Annotated in this window: 16 protein-coding genes; 6 read left to right on the forward strand and 10 right to left on the reverse strand. The window is 40.3% G+C overall.

Going from position 1 to position 19,575, the window contains the following annotated elements:
* Positions 1-356 precede the first annotated feature (356 nt).
* The 4 genes from ACULLH_RS14190 (at position 357) to ACULLH_RS14205 (ending at position 4,624) form a co-directional block, all read left to right on the forward strand.
* Positions 357-1,685, forward strand: coding sequence for a CoF synthetase (locus tag ACULLH_RS14190; protein ID WP_454089413.1), 1,329 nt, complete (start codon positions 357-359; stop codon positions 1,683-1,685).
* Between the two features lie 30 nt (positions 1,686-1,715).
* Positions 1,716-2,741, forward strand: a complete 1,026-nt coding sequence (locus tag ACULLH_RS14195; protein ID WP_454089414.1) for an ATP-grasp domain-containing protein — start codon at positions 1,716-1,718, stop codon at positions 2,739-2,741.
* 103 nt (positions 2,742-2,844) lie between these two features.
* Positions 2,845-3,441, forward strand: a complete 597-nt coding sequence (locus ACULLH_RS14200; RefSeq protein ID WP_454089415.1) for a DUF7151 family protein — start codon at positions 2,845-2,847, stop codon at positions 3,439-3,441.
* Positions 3,434-4,624 (forward strand): hypothetical protein, encoded by a 1,191-nt coding sequence (locus ACULLH_RS14205; protein WP_454089416.1) that lies wholly within the window; start codon positions 3,434-3,436, stop codon positions 4,622-4,624. Before ACULLH_RS14200 ends, ACULLH_RS14205 begins: the two co-directional genes overlap by 8 nt.
* A 101-nt stretch (positions 4,625-4,725) precedes the next feature.
* On the opposite strand, the gene ACULLH_RS14210 is transcribed toward ACULLH_RS14205, so the two are convergent.
* From ACULLH_RS14210 to ACULLH_RS14250, 9 genes are all read right to left on the reverse strand, one after another.
* Complete coding sequence (locus ACULLH_RS14210) at positions 4,726-5,901, reverse strand: OmpA family protein (protein ID WP_454089417.1); 1,176 nt, start codon at positions 5,899-5,901, stop codon at positions 4,726-4,728.
* Positions 5,902-6,022: 121 nt separating this feature from the next.
* Positions 6,023-6,412, reverse strand: a complete 390-nt coding sequence (locus ACULLH_RS14215; RefSeq protein ID WP_454089418.1) for a hypothetical protein — start codon at positions 6,410-6,412, stop codon at positions 6,023-6,025.
* Positions 6,413-6,481: 69 nt separating this feature from the next.
* On the reverse strand, positions 6,482-7,624 hold the full coding sequence (gene bshA / locus ACULLH_RS14220) for an N-acetyl-alpha-D-glucosaminyl L-malate synthase BshA (RefSeq protein ID WP_454089419.1): 1,143 nt from the start codon (positions 7,622-7,624) through the stop codon (positions 6,482-6,484).
* Between the two features lie 29 nt (positions 7,625-7,653).
* The gene (locus ACULLH_RS14225; RefSeq protein ID WP_454089420.1) at positions 7,654-10,566 is read right to left on the reverse strand and encodes a glycoside hydrolase family 3 N-terminal domain-containing protein; all 2,913 of its coding nucleotides are present in this window, start codon (positions 10,564-10,566) and stop codon (positions 7,654-7,656) included.
* Between the two features lie 92 nt (positions 10,567-10,658).
* Positions 10,659-11,141: an ABC transporter ATPase gene (locus ACULLH_RS14230; protein WP_454089421.1), complete on the reverse strand. Its 483-nt coding sequence runs from the start codon at positions 11,139-11,141 to the stop codon at positions 10,659-10,661.
* Positions 11,142-11,927, reverse strand: coding sequence for a (Fe-S)-binding protein (locus ACULLH_RS14235; RefSeq protein WP_454089422.1), 786 nt, complete (start codon positions 11,925-11,927; stop codon positions 11,142-11,144). It lies immediately after the preceding gene.
* A gap of 10 nt (positions 11,928-11,937) precedes the next feature.
* Positions 11,938-13,260, reverse strand: coding sequence for a 4Fe-4S dicluster domain-containing protein (locus tag ACULLH_RS14240; protein WP_454089423.1), 1,323 nt, complete (start codon positions 13,258-13,260; stop codon positions 11,938-11,940).
* A gap of 3 nt (positions 13,261-13,263) precedes the next feature.
* Complete coding sequence (locus ACULLH_RS14245; protein ID WP_454089424.1) at positions 13,264-14,223, reverse strand: MlaD family protein; 960 nt, start codon at positions 14,221-14,223, stop codon at positions 13,264-13,266.
* 66 nt (positions 14,224-14,289) lie between these two features.
* On the reverse strand, positions 14,290-15,498 hold the full coding sequence (locus ACULLH_RS14250) for an N-acetylmuramoyl-L-alanine amidase family protein (RefSeq protein ID WP_454089425.1): 1,209 nt from the start codon (positions 15,496-15,498) through the stop codon (positions 14,290-14,292).
* A 130-nt stretch (positions 15,499-15,628) separates the two neighbouring features.
* On the opposite strand from ACULLH_RS14250, the gene ACULLH_RS14255 reads away from it, so the two are divergent.
* Both ACULLH_RS14255 and ACULLH_RS14260 read left to right on the forward strand, forming a co-directional pair.
* Complete coding sequence (locus ACULLH_RS14255; protein ID WP_454089426.1) at positions 15,629-18,319, forward strand: putative LPS assembly protein LptD; 2,691 nt, start codon at positions 15,629-15,631, stop codon at positions 18,317-18,319.
* A gap of 28 nt (positions 18,320-18,347) precedes the next feature.
* Entirely contained in the window at positions 18,348-18,728 is a 381-nt protein-coding gene (locus ACULLH_RS14260; protein ID WP_454089427.1) for a RidA family protein, read from the forward strand.
* On the opposite strand, the gene ACULLH_RS14265 is transcribed toward ACULLH_RS14260, so the two are convergent.
* Positions 18,721-19,572, reverse strand: a complete 852-nt coding sequence (locus ACULLH_RS14265) for an N-acetylglucosamine kinase (RefSeq protein ID WP_454089428.1) — start codon at positions 19,570-19,572, stop codon at positions 18,721-18,723. The two genes, ACULLH_RS14260 and ACULLH_RS14265, sit on opposite strands and share 8 nt — an antisense overlap.
* Positions 19,573-19,575: the final 3 nt, after the last annotated feature.

Here is a 19,575-nt window from a genome sequence, read left to right on the forward strand (position 1 = left end):
AAACGCAAAAAAAACCTTTGACTGAATCATTGCCTTCAATTCTATAAAACTACCCTGTCGATTTAAAGATCAAGAGTCAAGCAAACTGTTTAAAAATCATCCATGCCGGCAAATGCCGAATAAATATTGCTTAACCCTTTATCAATAAGGATTTGGTCAAATTATTGCACTCCATGAAATGTAGTTTAGCAATGCTATTATGACCGTGTTAACTTCCATTGTATATTTACACTACAATTTGCCCCTAAATGTGACGTTTTCTAATAAAGCGTTTCCCATGCTAAGATCGGAAGCTGTATCCGAAGAACTTAAAATTAACGCCAACGTTATTAAAATGTACCTAACCTCGTGCCCCAATGAGACATCCTTTCCTCAACCAACTTAGATATGCATCTTTTTGGCTTCTTGATACGCTTAAGGGCGGAAAAGTCAAAAAAGATTTAAAAGATATTGAAGAATCCTTAACGATGGATTCTTTTGGCCAACTTCAAAAAAAGAATGATTCTAAAATCAAAGAATTACTGGGCCATGCTGTCCAAAATTTTTCGTTTTATAAAAACTTGAAAAACTTTAGTTCACTTCAGGATTTCCCGGTTGTTAACAAAAACATCATACGTGAAAATCAAGGTTTAAAACATAAGAATCCCTCTCGTCTTGGAAAGCTTCACACATTGTTCACCAGTGGTTCCACGGGTACTCCTTTTACCATTTATCAAACACAGAGAAAAAAAACAAGGAATACAGCGGATACTATATATTTTGCTGGTAAGGCAGGCTTTAGGCTTGGAGATAAATTACTGTATCTAAGACTTTGGAACGAGAATTTGAAAAAAGGAAAAATAGCTTCTTTTCTTCAAAATATAGAACAATTGAATGTCGACGACTTGGAACCGCAAAAGATTAAGGAATTGCTAGATTGGCTTCAAAAAGACAAATCCCCAAAGGGTTGGTTGGCCTACCCCTCAGCACTGGAGAAAATCTGTGATTACTTGGATTCCATCAACTCTAAACCTTTGGAATGCAATGTGAAGTCCAGTATTGGAATGTCAGAGGGTTTAAGCGGCCATGTACGAAGTAGAATGTGGTATTATTTTAACACCCCCATGGTTTCTAGGTATTCCAATTTCGAAAATGGAATTTTGGCCCAACAAGCCACCGATAGTAATCACTTTGAAATCAATTGGGCCAGTTATTATATAGAAATATTAGGTTTTGAAGAGGATGTGCCTGTAAATCATGGGACCTTGGGCAGAATAGTTGTTACCGACCTGTACAATCGCGCCATGCCCATGATTCGATATGATACTGGGGACATTGGAGCAATGATTTTTAATCCTGGGCAAGCTTTTCCAGTACTTAAAACGGTGGAGGGTAGAAAATTGGACATCCTTTTGTCTACAACGGGAGAATTAATAAGCCCATTCAAGCTGATGTCAGTAATTCCAAATTACCCCGAATTCAAGCAAATGCAGTTTATCCAAACCGAGAAGAAATCCTATGTGATCAAACTTAACTTGGAGGGTGAATTTACCAGAGAAGAGGAGTTGTTGGCCCAAACCAGGGACTGTCTGGGGTGTGACGCGGAAATTTTTTTGGAATACGTGGATGAAATCCCGTTGCTAAGCTCGAAGAAAAGAAAATTTACACGAAATTTGTATACGGAACTTAGTCTTCAGTACGTTTAAAAAGTTCACCATTACCATCCAACTGAGTAAATGAAGAAAACCAACATACTTTTTACCTGCGCTGGACGAAGGAATTATTTAATTAATTATTTCAAAGAAGCATTAGGTTCCCATGGCAATATTGTGGCCGCAGATATGCAGTTATCGGCACCAGCTCTTGTTGATGCCGATGTTGCACTCAAAGTGCCCGGTATCTATGATACGACCTATATTACCACTTTAAAAAAAATCATTCAAGAAGAAAATATTGCCGCCGTTATTTCTTTGAATGATTTGGAACTTCCAATCCTTTCTGCTCACAAAGCCGAACTTGAAGACTTGGGTGCAAAAGTCATCATATCGGACCCTGAAGTGATAGCAACCGCGTTTGACAAATGGCGAACTTTCAACTTCTTTATAGAAATTGGGATTAAAACACCCAAAACCTATTTAACCCTAAATGACGCCATCGAAGCTGTTCAGAAATCCGAGGTGGACTACCCATTAATTGTAAAGCCAAGATGGGGAAGTGCTTCCATTTCAATTGATATCGCCGAAAATGAACAAGAGTTGAGATTGGCCTATGAGCTGCAAAACATAAAGGTGCGTAAATCCATCTTGAGTAATGCCAGTTCTGAAGATATCGAACAAAGTGTGTTGATTCAGGAAAAAGTAAATGGAGAAGAATATGGAATTGACATTCTTAACGACTTTGATGGAAATCATTACGGTTCGTTTGTAAGAAAAAAATTGGCCATGAGGTCCGGGGAAACGGATAAGGCCATGTCAGTGATTGACCAAAAATTCTCGGATATTGCAAGGGTGATTGCCGAAAAAACAAGGCATATAGGCAATATGGATTGTGACTTTTTTGTTGACGGAGATGACGTTTATTACTTGGAGATGAACCCCAGATTTGGTGGTGGTTATCCATTTTCCCATGAGGCGGGTATTGACACCCCGTCGATATACCTAGCCTGGCTCAATGAAGATTCCGACGTAGACAAGTTCAATAATTTTACAGAAGGACTAGCATTTTCCAAATATGATAATCTAATGAAGATTTCTGTGGATTAGAGACTGGCTAAGAAAGAAAATGTAATTTATATACGGGTGTTTTGTAACTTTGCAATCCCCTCATTTACTTCAACCCCATTGCTAATACAAACTACATAATCAAATGCAAGTATTAAGAACATTTGGCACAACCCGTGCTTTTACTTTATTGATATTGCTGTCCGTTTTTTTTGGGTGTAGCCCAGAAGATGGCGAGGATGGCACAGATGGCCTCAATGGTGTCAACGGTTTAAACAGCGCTCTTCAAGTAGTTGTTGAGCAACCGGGAACCAACTGTCCCAATGGCGGTTATAAGATTGGATCTGGCCTAGACCTTAATAGAAATGGACAACTTGATAACGAAGAAATCACACAAGAGGAGTTTATCTGTAACCTTACAGAACCTGACTTTCCTTACACAAATTACGTTTCGTTAATTAGTCAATCCAACGACGAAAATCCAACAAGTTCAGTCCTCGTAAATACCTTGGAACTAAACATTTCGTGGGTAAGACAATCCGCAGGTATTTATGTTGGCACTTTAGATAAGAACATTGATCTTTCTAAAACTGTGATTTTTTATTCAACCCCAAATACCCATACAAATGTTCGCGGGGAGGTGGTGAGTCAGAACAGCATTCAATTGGAACTGCAAAACGGTATCAATTTTTTCCAGGATAATTTTGATAATCTTTCATTTGAAATTAGAGAATATGAATAAGCTTAGTTTTTTTACAATATTATTTGTGGTTTTGTGCATTGAATCCAATGCACAGAACCTATTTCCTGCCTCAGGAAATGTTGGCATCGGGACCCTTAACCCAACTGTGGAGTTGGATGTAAATGGATCCGTGAATGCCTCTCAGCTCCTTTTAAATGGAACGCCGCTGCTACAATCGCCCTGGATTACGGCGGGCAATAATGCCTATTACAATACAGGAAACATTGGTATAGGGAACACCAACCCGGGATTTCTGCTGGATGTTTCCGGAGCGGTGAACGCAACACAACTGCTTTTGAACGGGACCCCTATTGAAACAACGCAATGGACCACCTCGGGCAACAATGTTTATTATAACACCGGTAACATTGGTATCGGGAACACCAACCCCGGATTTCTTTTGGATGTTTCCGGAGCGGTGAACGCAACACAACTGCTTTTGAACGGGACCCCTATTGAAACAACGCAATGGACCACCTCGGGCAACAATGTTTATTATAACACCGGTAACATTGGTATCGGGAACACCAACCCGGGATTTCTGCTGGATGTTTCTGGCGCGGTGAACGCAACACAACTGCTTTTGAACGGGACCCCTATTGAAACGACGCAATGGACCACTTCGGGCAACGATGTTTATTATAACACCGGTAACATTGGTATCGGGAACACCAACCCCGGATTTCTTTTGGATGTGAACGGATCCGTGAATGCCACACAGCTCCTAATCAATGGAACTCCGATTGAGACGCCAGTGTGGGACGTAAGTGGAAATGACATATCGTATACCCAAGGTACGGTAGGTATTGGTACCGCAACGGTACCGACAGGATATCAGTTCGCAGTATTGGGAAGTATTATCGCAGAGGGTGTAAATGTAAGACTGAACGCTGATTGGCCAGACTTTGTGTTCAAGGATAATTACAAATTACCTAAGTTGGAGGATGTAGATAAATTTATAAAGCAGAATGGGCACTTACCCAATATCCCTTCGCAGGAAGAAATTAAGACGGATGGTGTAGATCTTGGTGAAATGGATGCTTTACTACTTCAAAAGATTGAGGAATTGACGTTATACACCATTGAACAGAACAAGCAAATAAAACAGTTATTGGAGCAAAATAGGATTCTTATGGAAAATCAAGAATCAATGAAAACCAAACTAGCAAACTGTGAAAAATAGTGCAGTTTTAAATTATAATAAAAAGGGGGCTTAAAAGCCCCCTTTTTATTTATCACTATATTTTTTGTTACAGTTAACTGTCTTTTCTTAGGCTTACACCATTAATATGAAATCAGTTTAAATTCCGATCTTCTGTTTTCGCTATGTTTGGTTTCGGGACAGTTAACGCCATCTTCACATTCATTGACCAATTTGGTTTCACCAAAAGCATCATGCAATATCCTATCTTTTGCAATACCTTTTGATAGCATGTACTCAACAGTTCTTTCCGCTCTTCTTTCCGATAGCCATTGGTTGTATTTATCCGTACCTCTAGAATCGGTGTGGGCAGAAATCTCAATAACCAGAGTTGGTGTATTTTCCATTAAAGCCACCAGCTTATCCAATATGTCTTTGTCATTCGTTGTAAGGTAGGATGAATTTAACCTAAAGTATACGTTGGACAATTTGTCGATTGCATTTTTTATTTTGGCAAGTTCTGCTTCCTGTGCATCTTTTTTGGCCTTTTCTGCAGCCAAACGTGCAGCTTCCTTTTCTCTTTCTAAACGTTCCGCCAATAATCGCGCTTCCTCATCTGCCTTTTGTTTTGCTGCAATAGAATCTTGAACTCTTTGTTGTTCTTCTTCCAATTCCTTAAGTAATGCCAACTTTTCTTCACCCTTTCTTGAAAGACCTTTCTTGACGTTAAAACGGTAAGCAACTCCCACAGCATGTTGAATGTGGTTCGTGGAATTTTCCGTGTTCATGGTCCATTTACCTGTAGAGTTGAAATCCAATCCCCAATGGTCTGAAAACCATGTCCTAAAACCAACAACTGCATTGTAAGTACCTCTACCCTGATTGTTCGCATCCGTATAACCAACACCAATTCCGACATAGGGGTCAAAAAAGCCCATTTCGCCAAGTATCTTATTCAAATCATAGCTCACACGAAAATCCAGGCCGAAATAACTCACATCTTCGGGATTTACAGCGTTATCAACGATTTTTCCTGCATCGTATTTATTGTAACTAGCTATGGCTTCCAAACCCAATCCATTTTCAAAATAACGGCCAATACTGGCACGTGAGGGATAAGGAACGGTATGCCATCCATCGCTCAAGTCGAATAGTTTACCAAATTCGTCTCCAGAATCATCTACAAAGTTAGTTCCCAGAGAAACCAACCAAAAACTGTTTACAATACTATCTTTTTTAGTCAACCGGACATCTTGACCAGCCATATGGAGAGAACAAGATAACATAAGCACTGCAAGAATAGGTCTTACACTTTTCATATGAATAAGATTTGAGGTTCTTTATTGCACAAAGCTAAATCAAGACTATATTAGTTTTTCGCTTTGTACTTTGAAGTGCTCTAATATTCGACAAGAAGTAAAATTGGGTGATACTTGCTCTTTAAAACCCCATTTTTTGAACTTTTATCGACTTGGAAGTCCTAGGCAAACTGTAGATATAAAACGGGTAGGAAATTAATGGATTTTCAGTCTTCGAGACATCCGATTCTTTTGATAATTCAATGGTAACCAGAATATTATCTTCTGATTCCACTTTTTTGAGCATGGGAGATATATTGTCATTTTGCTCTCCCAAACACATCACAACAAGGACGTCTTTGGAAAAATCTATAGCGGGAACAGGCAACCCAGGTTTTCTAGTCTTATTGATTCTAGAATAAAACTTATTCAATGATTTGGTATCGGATATAATTGATGCTTCATAGGCCTCAATTCCACTATAGCCATCAGTGGCAACCAATTCGAAATCACCAGTTTCATTCGAATTCATTTTGGCTTCTTTTTGTGCCTTGCAAGCTGATAGACATATTAAGGATATAATCAAAAAATATTTCATCAATCAAAAAGTGTTCTTAAATCTAGATTTATAGGCCTTTTCATAGAGCTCCTCATATAAAGGTAAAATATTTAAGATATCGAATTTGGAAGCAACTTTATAAGCATTCTCTTTAAACTGCTCCAACACATCATCATCTTTCAAGATATGTAACGCTTTTGACGACATTTCCTCAATATCGCCCACATCGGCCAGATAACCAGAAACCCCATGTTTGTTCACCTCTGGAATACCTCCAGTGTTACTTGATATCACTGGAACCTTGTTGATCATAGCTTCCAAAGCCGCCAAACCGAAGCTTTCCGATTTGGATGGCAATAAAAATAAGTCCGAAAAGCATAGTATCCGATCAATTTCATTGCTGTTTCCTAAGAAAACGACTTTTCCCTTTAATCCAAGGTCATCACAAAGTTGTTCGGCATATTCCTTTTCAGGTCCTTCCCCCACCATAATAAGTTTCGCGGGTATTTCTTTCTGTATCCTATAAAATACATTAATCACATCGGGGATGTTCTTTACCTTTCTAAAGTTACTGATGTGGGTGATAATTCTTTCATCTTCATTGGCCATCAAAGAGCGCTCACAATCTGTGTAATCAGGTTGGTATTTCGATGAATCGATGAAGTTGGGAATCACCTCAATTTCTTTTTCAATATCAAAAATCTCCAAAGTACTTTTTTTCAACCCTTCAGATACCGAAGTCACCACATCGGATTTGTTGATGCTAAAGTTTACCGCTGGTTTGTAAAATGGATGTTTCCCTACCAAAGTAATGTCCGTTCCGTGCAAAGTGGTAATCATGGGAATGAAAATTCCCTCCTCTTGCAACATTTTTTTTGCCATATAACCTGCATATGCGTGTGGTATTGCATAATGAACATGCAGGAGTTCTATCCCATATAACCTTATGGTATCCACTAATTTGCTGGATAAAGCCAATTCATAGGGTTGGTAATGAAAAAGTGGGTATTCTGGAACATGCACTTCATGAAAATGAATATTATTGCTCAAAAGTCCCAGTCTTACTGGCTGCTTATATGTAACAAAGTGCACTTCATGCCCTCTTTCTCCAAGGGCAATCCCCAATTCGGTAGCAACAACTCCACTACCTCCAAAAGTGGGATAACAAACTATAGCTATCTTCATAAGAACAAATCTAAGGCAATATTTTTTTCTTAATTTATAATAGAATCATAAATAGCTTGCTGAATCCGTGTTCGAAGTCCAGATTTAATCAACAAGGTGTTGCTGGACGATGGATATGTCCTATTGGACAAAAATACGTAGACCAACTCCTCATCCGGGTCGGCCCATGTATATGTGCCAGTAAATCCACTATGCCCAAAGCTTTTGCGCGAAACGCAGCCGCAGGTTGGGCCGCTATCCTTTAATTGAGGTTTGTCAAAACCGACACCACGCCGTACATCCTTATGGCAAAAATAACAGGTATTGAACTTTTTAATGGTCCGGTCGGTCAAAAAGCGTTTCCCGCCATAAACACCTCCCTGCAAGTACATTTGCATTATCTTGGCAACATCCATGGCATTACTGAACAAGCCTGCATGTCCCCCTACTCCGCCTTGCATGGCAGCTCCCATATCATGCACGTAGCCCTGAACCGTTTGATAACGATAGTAATTGTCCTCTTCGGATGGAATAATGGTTTCCTTTGGAAATTTTTCAAGTGGATTGAACGCCGTGTGATGAAGCCCCATGGGACTGATCAAAAACTCCTGAATCAATTTATCCAATGATTTTCCATAAGTGTCCTCAATATACTCTTTGAACACGTAATAAGCGACATCGCTATATCGGTAGCGATTGGATTTCAAGCTCTGACGACCTATTCGATTGTAAATAGAATCCTTGTATGCATCGGTCAGATATAAATTATCAGCCACTTTATACGAGAAACCTTCGGTCGGGGTATTTCTATAAAACTGATTGGATGGCTTCCGGTTTTTGCTCAATGTATCAATATAAAAAGCAATCCATGCCGGAAGACGGCCATAATGAGAAAGCGCCTTTAGAACAGTAACATCTTTGATTTCTGTTGAATCGTATTTTGGAATCAGGTCCTTAAAGGTATCATTCAACGCGATTTTACCTTCCTCTTCCATTCTCATAATGAGCGGTAAAGTGGACAAAATCTTGGTCAAGGAAGCTAAATCATAGATATGCTCCTCCCTGATATTCTCTTCGGATTTGTACGTCGGTTTTCCAAAACTCTTGTTGTACACCACCTTTCCTCTTTTGGCAATCAACACTTGGGCGCCTGGAAACATCAGTGAATCCAAGCCAGAGTTTACCAAACTATCTACCATGGCCAATCGCGATGAGCTCAAACCAACGCTTTCCGGGATACTGTAACCCAGACGTTGTAGCGGTTTCAAATCGATACCCGTGTTCACCGGAAATTCCGGATGAGCCGAAACCGGTAGTTTTCCATTTGCTCCGATTCCTCCAAATATGACCTCAGCAGCTGCCTCTTGGGCCATTTCGCTGTTTTGGTAGGCCATAATCAACCCATCTATGGTTCTAAAGTCCAATACATCCAGCAGTGCATACGGTTTTGTGAATACACTTAAGATGGTATTACTGGTTCTTAGATTTGCTATTTCGTGCAACCAGAATAGTTCATTCTTGGAAAATTTATGGGACTTCCAAGGGTTTTTATTGCTTTTGTGCAATCCTATGATCACCAAATTAAAATCGGCCAAACTTTTCTTATAGCCGGCCGCATCCATAGCCTTGATGCGCGTAACTTTCGCGTATTTGGACAAGGTCTCGAAGAATGTATCCCCAGAGTCGTCGCCAAATTGTACGTAAGCAATTTTTTTGTTTTCCAATTTTTTGACCGGAAGAAGGGAAAAATTATTCTTAGCCACGGTAACAGCATTCTCTATGGCTTTTTCGTAGATCACATCATTTTCCACGCCATTCAAATCTTCATAAAGGTTTTCCAAGTTAATCGGCGTATAATCATTCAATCCCACCTTATACTTGGCCATTAAGATTTTCTTGACTGAATAGGAAAGACGTTGCTCACTGATCATGCCATTGTTATAGGCCTCGATGATTTTTTCCTTGGCCTTTAAAACATTTTCCGGCATTAAAAGCATGTCATTCCCGGCACGGAAGGCTTCCAATTCCACTTCTCCTTCAGGAGCAAATTGGGTAACCGCCTTCATATTTAGGGCATCGGTAAAAATCAGTCCGCCAAAACCCATCTCTTCCTTCAAAACCCCAGAAATAATCTGTTCGGAAAGGGACGAAGGCAATCCTTCCCGAATCTCCAAATTGGGAACATCCAAGTGGGCCACCATCACGGAACTTACCCCGCTATCAATCAGTTTTTGAAATGGATATAGTTCAATGGAATCCAATTGCTGCCGGTTTGAATAAATCACTGGCAATGACTTATGGGAATCAGTTGCCGTGTCACCATGTCCCGGAAAATGCTTTCCACACGATAATATTCCCGCCTGTTCCATTCCTTTGATGAATGCGATTCCCTTTTGTGCCACTTTCAAGGGATCTTCACCAAAGGAACGATTACCAATAATCGGATTCTTCGGATTGTTGTTTACATCTATATCTGGCGCAAAATTTATGTGTACGCCTAGTCGTTTGGCATGTTTGCCTATCTGAAATCCGATTTTTTCGATGATGGAACTGTCTTGAATGGCTCCAAGGGTCATATTCCATGGGAAGGCGTAGGTTGAATCCAAGCGCATTGCAAGGCCCCATTCCGCATCCAAAGCGATCATCAGTGGCGTTTTTGAAACGGATTGAAATTCATTGGTAAGCTTTGCTTGCCTTCCCGGTCCTCCTGGTAAGAATACAACTCCGCCAATATGGTGTTCTCTGATAAGGTCCTTTATTCTCTCTGCTGCGGACCTATCTTGATTGGAAGCTATACTAACCATAAACAACTGTCCCACACGTTCTTCGAGTGACATGCTGCTGTATTTGGCTTCGATCCAATTTTGTTGGGACAAGGAATCCTTGGCAACCAATGGATTTTGTTGACCATGGATGCTACATAAAACCAATAAGAAAATGGGAAAGTAAAGGTTTATCCGCATAAATATCTTGTCTAGGACATGAACTTACAACGCTTAAAAATATTGCATTTCATCGAACAATGTATAATTATTAAGATAAATTAAGGATATTCTTAGACGAATCGCGAATGCCAACTATCACTTGCGGGTACTTCCCAATGTTCCAAATACTCCAATTTATTGGCCACAAGATTATTGAAAACGATGGTATTTTTTGAAATGGCTTTGTCCTTGGCCATTTTTTTGAAATCCGTGAGGGATTTGTAGGCAACATACTCTCCCTGCTTGAACGAAACATTCATACGATCTAAAAGATTCACGTCGTATTGTTGCTCCAACTGTTGTATAAAATGGACTGAGGCATCGATAGAACAACCCGAAGCACTGGAGCTAGTCTGGTCCAGTCCTATTACAATAAATCTATTGTACTTAATTTCGAAACCGGCACTTAAATCACTGCCATGAGCTGTCCACTGTTTTAAAAAGGAGGTCAATCCTATTTGAATTTCCTGCATTTCAGAATCCGAAAAACTTCTGTTGGATTGGTAGATCCAAATTCTGGCATTGTCTGGAAGGGTTGAAAAGTCAACTAACATTTAAAAAGAATTTGCAATAAGTTCAGCTACATCCAAAACAGTGATACTATCCTCTTTTTCGTGGGCCTTAATGCCATCTGTAATCATGGTATTGCAGTAGGGACAACCGGTAGCAATAATATTGGGGTTGGTTTCCAATGCATCTTTTGTGCGGAGCACGTTGATATCCATATCACCTTTTTCCGGTTCCTTGAACATTTGTGCTCCTCCCGCTCCACAGCACAAGGCTGTTTTCTTATGACGCTTCATTTCCACAATGGTAGCACTGGTTTTCCCTAACAGGTCTCTTGGTGCATCAAAGACCGAGTTGGCCCTACCCAAATAGCACGGGTCGTGAAAGGTAATTCGTTTTTCCTTGTATACTTGACCTTTAACGGACAAGCGTCCACTATCTATCAACTCCTTGATATATTGGGTATGATGAAAAACTTCATACTTTCCACCTAAGCTTGGGTATTCATTTTTAAGTGTATTGAAGGAATGCGGGTCGCAGGTCACTATCCGCTTTATTTCGTAGCCATTCAATACTTCGATATTCATCATGGCTTGCATCTGGAACAAGAACTCATTGCCGGCTCGCTTTGCCACGTCGCCTGTAGAGCTTTCTTCTGGTCCCAAAACCCCAAATTCAACATTGGCTTTATTGAGGATTTTCACAAAAGCCCTGGAAATCTTTTTTGCCCTATCGTCATAACTCCCTGCTGAACCCACCCAGAACAATATTTCTGGCTGCTTACCTTCAGCCATCCATTCTTCCATGCTTTTTACCTTAAGTGCTTCGCTCATAATACCAGATTTATTCGTTTACCCAGTTTAATCGGTCCATTTGATTATACGGCCAGGGAGCACCATTATTTTCAATATTGGACATCATATTGTTCAATTCTGATGGCGCTGCCGACTGTTCCATTACCAAAAATCGTCTCATCTCCACAATTATGGATAAAGGATCAATACTCACCGGACAAGTTTGAACACATGCATTGCAGGTTGTACAGGCCCAGAGTTCCTCACGACTGATATAGTCGTCCAAAAGTTGTTTCCCATCAGGTACGAATTCACCCTTGTTAGCATCAATGTTCTTGCCGACTTCCTCCAATCTGTCCCGGGTATCCATCATTATCTTGCGTGGCGATAATTTTTTTCCAGTTTGATTAGCCGGGCATTCAGAAGTACATCTTCCACATTCCGTACACGTATATGCATTCAGTAATTGCACCCAATTAAGGTCGATCACGTCCGAAGCTCCAAATTTTTCGGGTTCAGGTGAGTCTTCGGCAGGAGCTGCAAAGGGATCTGCTGAAGGGTCCATCATTAATTTCACTTCATTGGTAACCGCCTCAAGGTTATTGAATTCCCCCTGTGGCTTAAGCTTTCCGTAATAGGTGTTCGGAAAAGCCAATAGGATATGAAGATGCTTCGAATAGTACAGATAGTTCAGAAATGCCAAAATTCCCAAAATATGCAGCCACCACGCAGTTCTTTCGACCCAAATAAGGGATGAAACGGACATTCCATCAAAAATCGGCATCAAAAATTGGCTGATCGGAAAAGCTCCGGCCTTGGTGTAGTGTGGTGCATTTAACTGCTGTAGTTGAAAATCGGCCGCGTTCATGGTCAAAAACAAAATCATCAACACAAACTCTATGTAAAGAATCAGGTTTCCATCCGTTTCCGGCCAGCCTTTCATTTCCGGTTTGATAAACCGTTGAAGTTTTATCACATTTCTTCTGATCCAAAAAATCACTACGGCCACTATGACCAAAAGTGCCAATATTTCAAACGACCCTATCAAGAAATCATAAAGTGCCCCCAGTGGCGCGAAAATTCGGTGAGTACCCAAAATACCATCAATAATGATCTCCAACACCTCAATATTGATAATGATAAAACCAACATACACAAGGATATGCATCAAGCCAGCCACAGGTCGGACTACCATTTTGGTCTGCCCCAAAGCTATCCGGGCCATATTCTTCCAACGTTGGGATTTATTGTCGCCTACATCGACATCTTTTCCCAATTTGATGTTTCTAGATAGTTTTTTTATGTTCTTGGTAAAAAATCCGATACCGAAGACCAAGGCGATGACAAAAAGCACATTGGGCAGATATTCCATATACTAATTCTGGTTTTGTTCAGCGGGATCGTCTTCGGGGAGCTCGTAATCTTTTTGCTTCTTGCCAAATACGGAAACATTCACATAGCGCTTAGGATTGAGTCTGAAGTCTTGAAGCAGCAGCTCCAATTGTCTTGAGGCTTCCGTCAGGTTCTCATATAGTTTCTCATCATTGGCCAACTTGCCCAAAGATCCTTCTCCCTTTTCTATTTTGCCCAATACCGTGTTCAATCGGTTCACAGTAGTTTGGAAATTGGCCACAGTTTCAGCTAATCCCGAATTTGCCAACGAATCGGAAAGTTGAGAGAAATTGGTTGTGATCTTGTCCACATTATTTAATGAATTCCTCAATTTTTCACTAGCTAGAAAGGTATTAAACTTATCTGCACTTTCCTTAAAAGAATTTAATGTATTATTCAGGGAAATTATGGTCAACTTTAAATCCTTTTTGGTTGGCTCATCCAATATTGAGTTCACATTCATCAACAATGAATCCGCATGGGAAACGGCCCCTTCAACCTTTAATTGCAATGGTGTCAGCTTTTCCTGAACTAATGCTGTAATACCAGGCTTTGTGCTTGATTTTAGTGTATCACCGGATTTTGCCATAGGAGCACCATCAAAAACTGGGTGAATCTGCACTCCTTTTCCTCCGATAATTCCAGTATCGTAAATTTCAGCACGACTGTTTTTGGAGAATTCATACTCCTCATCGACCGAAAATGTGACAACAGATTGAAACCTGTCGTCTTTGAACTTAATCCCTATAACATTTCCTACCACAACCCCATTTATGGTGACCTGAGTACCTGATTGAATTCCGCCAACATGATCATAAACAGCATATAGCGTTTTGGTTTTTTCAAATAAGGAGGATGATTTTAGATAGCTCAGTCCAAAAACAAATGCCAGGATCCCAGTAAGTACAATAATCCCAGTCTTAAGTTCCCTTGATAGTTTCAAAAGATTCAGTTTTCTGTTCCTAACAAAATTAGGAATATTTTTAACAAAGGGACTATGTAATCTATCCTATTTAAGGACTTCCTTTAGAGATACCCTTGTACCATTTTTATACGCCACGATGTAAGAAGTAGTATACCCCTTGGCGTCCGCACTTGATTTTAAGCGCTTGGCATCGTCATAAGAACTCGCCTTGCCATACATGTAACGGTAAAGGTTTTTGTATGGTTCTTTTGATAGCATATCCAAGCCTCGAAAGTTTGATCCGTTTAACGGAATGTTCTTTGCGCTTGCCATAAGTTGCACTTTAAAGATGATGTCATTTGGCGTTGCTGGCTTGACCGGTTCTTCTTTTTTGGTGTCGGAAGCTACCTCGGTTTTAGTATTGACTAAGGGCTTTTTATCTTCTTTAGGTGCTTGTTGTTCTTCTTTTGAAGTGGTATGGAGTGCTCCTGAAGAATCTTCAATAACTACTGGTGTGCTATCTGCTTCAAAGCCATTTGCAATATCATTTTTATACGCTACAACGGCATCTGCAATTGCTTTGCCCATCTGGCTTTGTCCTTTTGAAGAGTTGAGATAGGTTCCTTCGTTCTTATTGGTCAGAAAACCGGCCTCAACCAAAACACTTGGCATAAAGGTTTGGTGCAAAACAATAAAACCGGCTTGCTTGACTTTTCTATCTTTTCTTTGTAGCCTTTTTGTGAAATTATCCTGTAATTTTTTTCCCAGTAATATACTCTGTTCCAAAAACTCTTCCTGCATTATGGTAAGTCCAATTACAGATTCAGGTGAGTTGATGTCGTATTCGGCATATTTTTGTTCGTAGTTATCCTCAAGGTATATTACGGAGTTTTCCTTTTTGGCCACCTCAAAGTTTTGTCGATTGGCGTGAAGACCCAGGACAAAAGTGCCCGCTCCATGAGCATCCGAACCATGGGAATCACAATGCACAGAGACAAAAAGGTCCGCATTGGCCTGGTTAGCTATTTCGCCACGTTTGAATAAATTCACGAAGGTATCATCCTTGCGTGTGTAAACAACTTTGATGCCCGGATGTTTCTCTAATTCGGCACCCGCCTTCAAAACAATTGCTAGTGCAATGTTCTTTTCCAGATAACCGTTACCTAAATTGCCCGGGTCATGACCACCATGACCAGCATCCAAAACCACAACAAATTGATCTTTTGGGGGTATTTCGGTATCATTTTTGGTAAACGAAGTCAGGGGTAAGACTGCGATAAGAAGAATTAAAAAACCTAACTGACTTTTTTTCATAAGAACTACGTAATTATAGCGTTCCATTAAGGTTAAAAATATTGTAATCCTCAATAATCGGAACAAAAAATATATGTAAGTTTGAGCCCAAAAACTAAGCCAAACTACCACAAAAATAGGATTTATCGCGTTGCAAGCAAACAAACATCTTTTAGTATTCCTATTTATTCTCCTTGGCAGTACGGCAAAACTTACGGCCCAAGAAGATCTTATCAGACCTTTGCCCATCAAAGTTGTCGAGGATACAATTACGGCGCCATTGCTTCCCCCAAATATTCTTAACGACTCTATTGCAAGAGATTCCGTGCAGGTGGATACTGTCCAGGGAAAGCAGCCCCTTTTGCTGGATAAAATCCAGTATAAAGCCAAGGATTACGTCAAACTTAGTCAAAAAGACAATAAAATCTATCTATATAACGAGGCAGAAATCTATTACCAAGACACCGAGCTCAAAGCAGGGGTCATTGTTATGGATTACATTAAAAACGAGGTCTATGCAGGAAGATTGAAAGATTCTACCGGTGTATATTCGCAGTTGCCCTTTTTTAAGCAAGGCGACAATGAGGTGCGGCCCGATTCCATTCGATTTAATTTTGATACCCAAAAAGCGCTTATTTGGAATTCGCGAACTGAGCAACAGGCAGGTCTTGGCCAATTGGGCTCCGATGCCATGAAAGTGTATGCGGAAGTCACCAAAAAAGAGAATGATTCGGTGTATTTTTTAAGTGAAGGCAAACTTACGACTTCAAAGGATACCGTAGATCCCGATTATTATATCAGGGTGCGAAAGGCTAAATTTGTTCCCAAAAAGAAAATTATTGCTGGGTTTAGTAACATATACATCGTAGATGTCCCAACCCCGATTGCATTGCCGTTTGCTTATTTTCCGCTGACCTCAGGGCGCGTTGCTGGATTGATATTTCCAACTTTTGGCAACGATCCCCAAAGGGGATATTTTATTCAAAATGGTGGATATTATTTACCCATAAGTGACTATGTGGATTTAAGCGTCACGGGAGATTTCTATACGAATGGCAGCTACGGTTTCAGAGGGCAATCTATATACACCAAACGCTATAAATTTAGGGGCAATGTCAATTTCAGCTATGAAAATTTGATACGAAGCCAAAAAGGATTCGACGATTTCAGTAGGACCAGTAATTATAACATTCGGATACAACACACACAAGATCCAAAGTCCAATCCATATTCACGGTTTTCTGCCTCGGTTAACCTCGGTAGTAGTCAGTTCTTTACCAATTCGTTGAATCAGGTCAACAGATCAAACACCCAGACCAATACGTTTGCATCTTCTATAAGCTACTCTAAAACATTTCCGGCATATCCGTCGGTAAATGCGAGTTTGACACTGACGCATACGCAGAACTCACGTACGCAAGCCATCAGTATGTCTCTGCCTACGTTCCAAGCCAGTATGGAACGGATATTTCCGTTTGCAGAAAGGGATGGAATCAAAAAGGGACTTATCCAAAATATAAATTTTCAATACGACGTAAACGCCCAGAATAGTATAACAACCACTGAAGAGGACTTTTTTACCAGTAAAATGTTCGAGGATGCGCGAATTGGGGCTAGACACAGAATTCCGTTGAGCACCAACTTTAAGGTTGCCAAATACTTGAGTGTTTCCTTAAGTGGAAGCTATGAGGATGTATGGACCCTTGAGACTGTGCGCCGGAGGTTTGATCAGGATGAACAGGAGGTGGTTACAGATACCATTCCCGGTTTCGACCGCTTTAATCGATATAACCTTGGAGCAAGTATTGGAACCACCTTATATGGAACCGTAAATTTTGGGGAAGACAAAAAAATTCAGGCTATACGGCATGTTGTGCGACCTTCCATCAGTTATTCCTATGCGCCTTCATTTGAGCAGTTTTATGAAACCTATACTGATGGGGACGGAGACGATGTACAATATACGCCTTTTGAAACCAGCATTTATGGGAGGCCTTCACTTGGTAAAAGTAATTCCCTGAGCTTTTCGTTACAAAATACACTTGAAGCCAAAGTACGGGATAAGGATTCCACGGTTACCGAACCCAGAAAGGTGAGTATTTTGAGTAACCTCACCTTAAACGCCAGTTACAATTTTGAGGCGGATTCCTTGAAGTTGAGTCCAATCAACATGAGTGGAGCTACGGAAATCATTAAAAATGTACCGATAAACTTCGCGGCCACCTTCGACCCCTATGCCATAGATAACAATGGACGGCGGATAAACACTTTCAATATAAATAATGGAGGTGGATTGGTTAGGTTGACTTCGGCTCGACTTAACACGGGTTTTTCTCTTAATAGTGAGATGTTTCAAAAAGGAGGAGAAAAAAAAGAAGGTGATTCAAAATCCAAAGACCCTGATTATGGCGCCAACCCTTTTGAACTGCAGGGATCACGGAACGATGAGTCTTTTTTTAATAGGGATGAAAGACAATCTGATGATGAGGAAGTTGAAAGTGAGCATTACCGCAACAAAACACCGTGGGACATGCGGCTTACCTATGTGGCATCGTACAATAATAATAACCGACAACGGGAAATCACTAATCATTCCTTGATGTTTTCCGGAAACATTCAACTCACCCCAAAATGGGAAGTGGGTTTCAATTCAGGTTATGATTTGAAAAATAAAGGGTTTACCGATACACGATTTAATTTTAAAAGGGATTTGGACAGTTTCCGACTTAGTTTTGACTGGACGCCCTTCGGTCGATTCGAACGCTGGTATTTCTTTATAGGGATAAAAAGTTCCATCCTTAGTGATCTTAAGTGGGAAAACCGTAGTCAACCATTTAGATAGTAGTTTATTTAATTCTTACCTTTTCCTTATGAAAAAAATAATCAATACATCAAAAGCACCTGCTCCCATAGGACCATACAATCAAGCGGTGCTAATCAAGGACACACTCTATATTTCTGGACAAATTCCTATTGATCCTTCAACAGGTTCATTGGTAGAGGGAGATATTAAAAAGGAGACCCAACAATCGATGGAAAATCTAAAGGCAATTCTAGAGGAGGCCGATATGACCTTTGATCATGTTGTCAAAACGTCTATTTTCATTAAGGATATGCATCTATTTTCCCAAATAAACGAAGTCTACGGCAGCTATTTTGATGCTGATACAGCCCCTGCCAGGGAAACTGTCGAAGTAGCCAATCTTCCCAGGTTCGTGAACGTGGAAATCTCTATGATCGCTATTAAATAGTTTTCTGGTGAAATTCGACCAATCCTTCAATGGGACGTTGTCGAATAACGCCTAAGATCAAATCGTTGCGTTCCAAAACAATAGCAAGCTCTTCTCTTAAGAAATAAGCCACACTTCCCACGAAGCTAATAGGTACTTTGGTGGCCAGTTCAAATTGCATGATGTAGTTATTTACAAACTGCTGTAACCCCTTATCGATTACCCCCCTGCAGTAAGGATGGTCCTTGTTCTCGATAATGAATCTGGCGAATGTGGCCAAATAGGTATTGGGATTAGGTTGCTTGTACAAGTTTTCTTTGATTACATCGGCATCCAAATTGTATTCCTTGGCAAATTTTATTCCCAAATCTTGGGGCATTTTATGGAAATAATAGTCACGCAGTAATTTTCTTCCAAAGAAATTACCACTTCCATCGTCCATTAAAATGTAACCCAAAGAGGTTACCTTTTGAAAAAGCTGGTGCCCATCGTAATAGCTGCAATTAGAACCTGTTCCAAGAATACACACAATTCCTTGATGTCCAATTTGGGTAGTCGCATAGATAGCAGCAAAGGTGTCCTCCCTTACTTCTGCTTTAGCATTGGGGAAAAAGTCCTTGAAAATAGCCTTCAAAAACTTCTTCATGCGGTCGGTGCCACATCCGGCTCCATAAAAATATAACTGAGTTACGACTTCCTTATTCTTGGAGAGCTCATAATTATTGGCCAATCGGTCTTCGATGACCTCCCTGGTGAGCACTTCAGGGCTCAACCCCAAAGTCTGGGTCAAAAACAATTGTTCTCCTTTATCATTTAGGGCAATCCAATCTGATTTGGTAGCGCCGCTATCCGCAATCAAAATCATAAA

The sequence above is a fragment of the Flagellimonas sp. 2504JD4-2 genome (assembly GCF_053642935.1).

Coding starts and splice junctions, on each gene's coding strand:
- ACULLH_RS14190 (WP_454089413.1), top strand. CDS start 357: ATGAGACATCCTTTCCTCAACCAACTTAGATATGCATCTTTTTGGCTT.
- ACULLH_RS14195 (WP_454089414.1), top strand. CDS start 1,716: ATGAAGAAAACCAACATACTTTTTACCTGCGCTGGACGAAGGAATTAT.
- ACULLH_RS14200 (WP_454089415.1), top strand. CDS start 2,845: ATGCAAGTATTAAGAACATTTGGCACAACCCGTGCTTTTACTTTATTG.
- ACULLH_RS14205 (WP_454089416.1), top strand. CDS start 3,434: ATGAATAAGCTTAGTTTTTTTACAATATTATTTGTGGTTTTGTGCATT.
- ACULLH_RS14210 (WP_454089417.1), bottom strand. CDS start 5,901: ATGAAAAGTGTAAGACCTATTCTTGCAGTGCTTATGTTATCTTGTTCT.
- ACULLH_RS14215 (WP_454089418.1), bottom strand. CDS start 6,412: ATGAATTCGAATGAAACTGGTGATTTCGAATTGGTTGCCACTGATGGC.
- bshA (WP_454089419.1), bottom strand. CDS start 7,624: ATGAAGATAGCTATAGTTTGTTATCCCACTTTTGGAGGTAGTGGAGTT.
- ACULLH_RS14225 (WP_454089420.1), bottom strand. CDS start 10,566: ATGCGGATAAACCTTTACTTTCCCATTTTCTTATTGGTTTTATGTAGC.
- ACULLH_RS14230 (WP_454089421.1), bottom strand. CDS start 11,141: ATGTTAGTTGACTTTTCAACCCTTCCAGACAATGCCAGAATTTGGATC.
- ACULLH_RS14235 (WP_454089422.1), bottom strand. CDS start 11,927: ATGAGCGAAGCACTTAAGGTAAAAAGCATGGAAGAATGGATGGCTGAA.
- ACULLH_RS14240 (WP_454089423.1), bottom strand. CDS start 13,260: ATGGAATATCTGCCCAATGTGCTTTTTGTCATCGCCTTGGTCTTCGGT.
- ACULLH_RS14250 (WP_454089425.1), bottom strand. CDS start 15,498: ATGAAAAAAAGTCAGTTAGGTTTTTTAATTCTTCTTATCGCAGTCTTA.
- ACULLH_RS14260 (WP_454089427.1), top strand. CDS start 18,348: ATGAAAAAAATAATCAATACATCAAAAGCACCTGCTCCCATAGGACCA.
- ACULLH_RS14265 (WP_454089428.1), bottom strand. CDS start 19,572: ATGATTTTGATTGCGGATAGCGGCGCTACCAAATCAGATTGGATTGCC.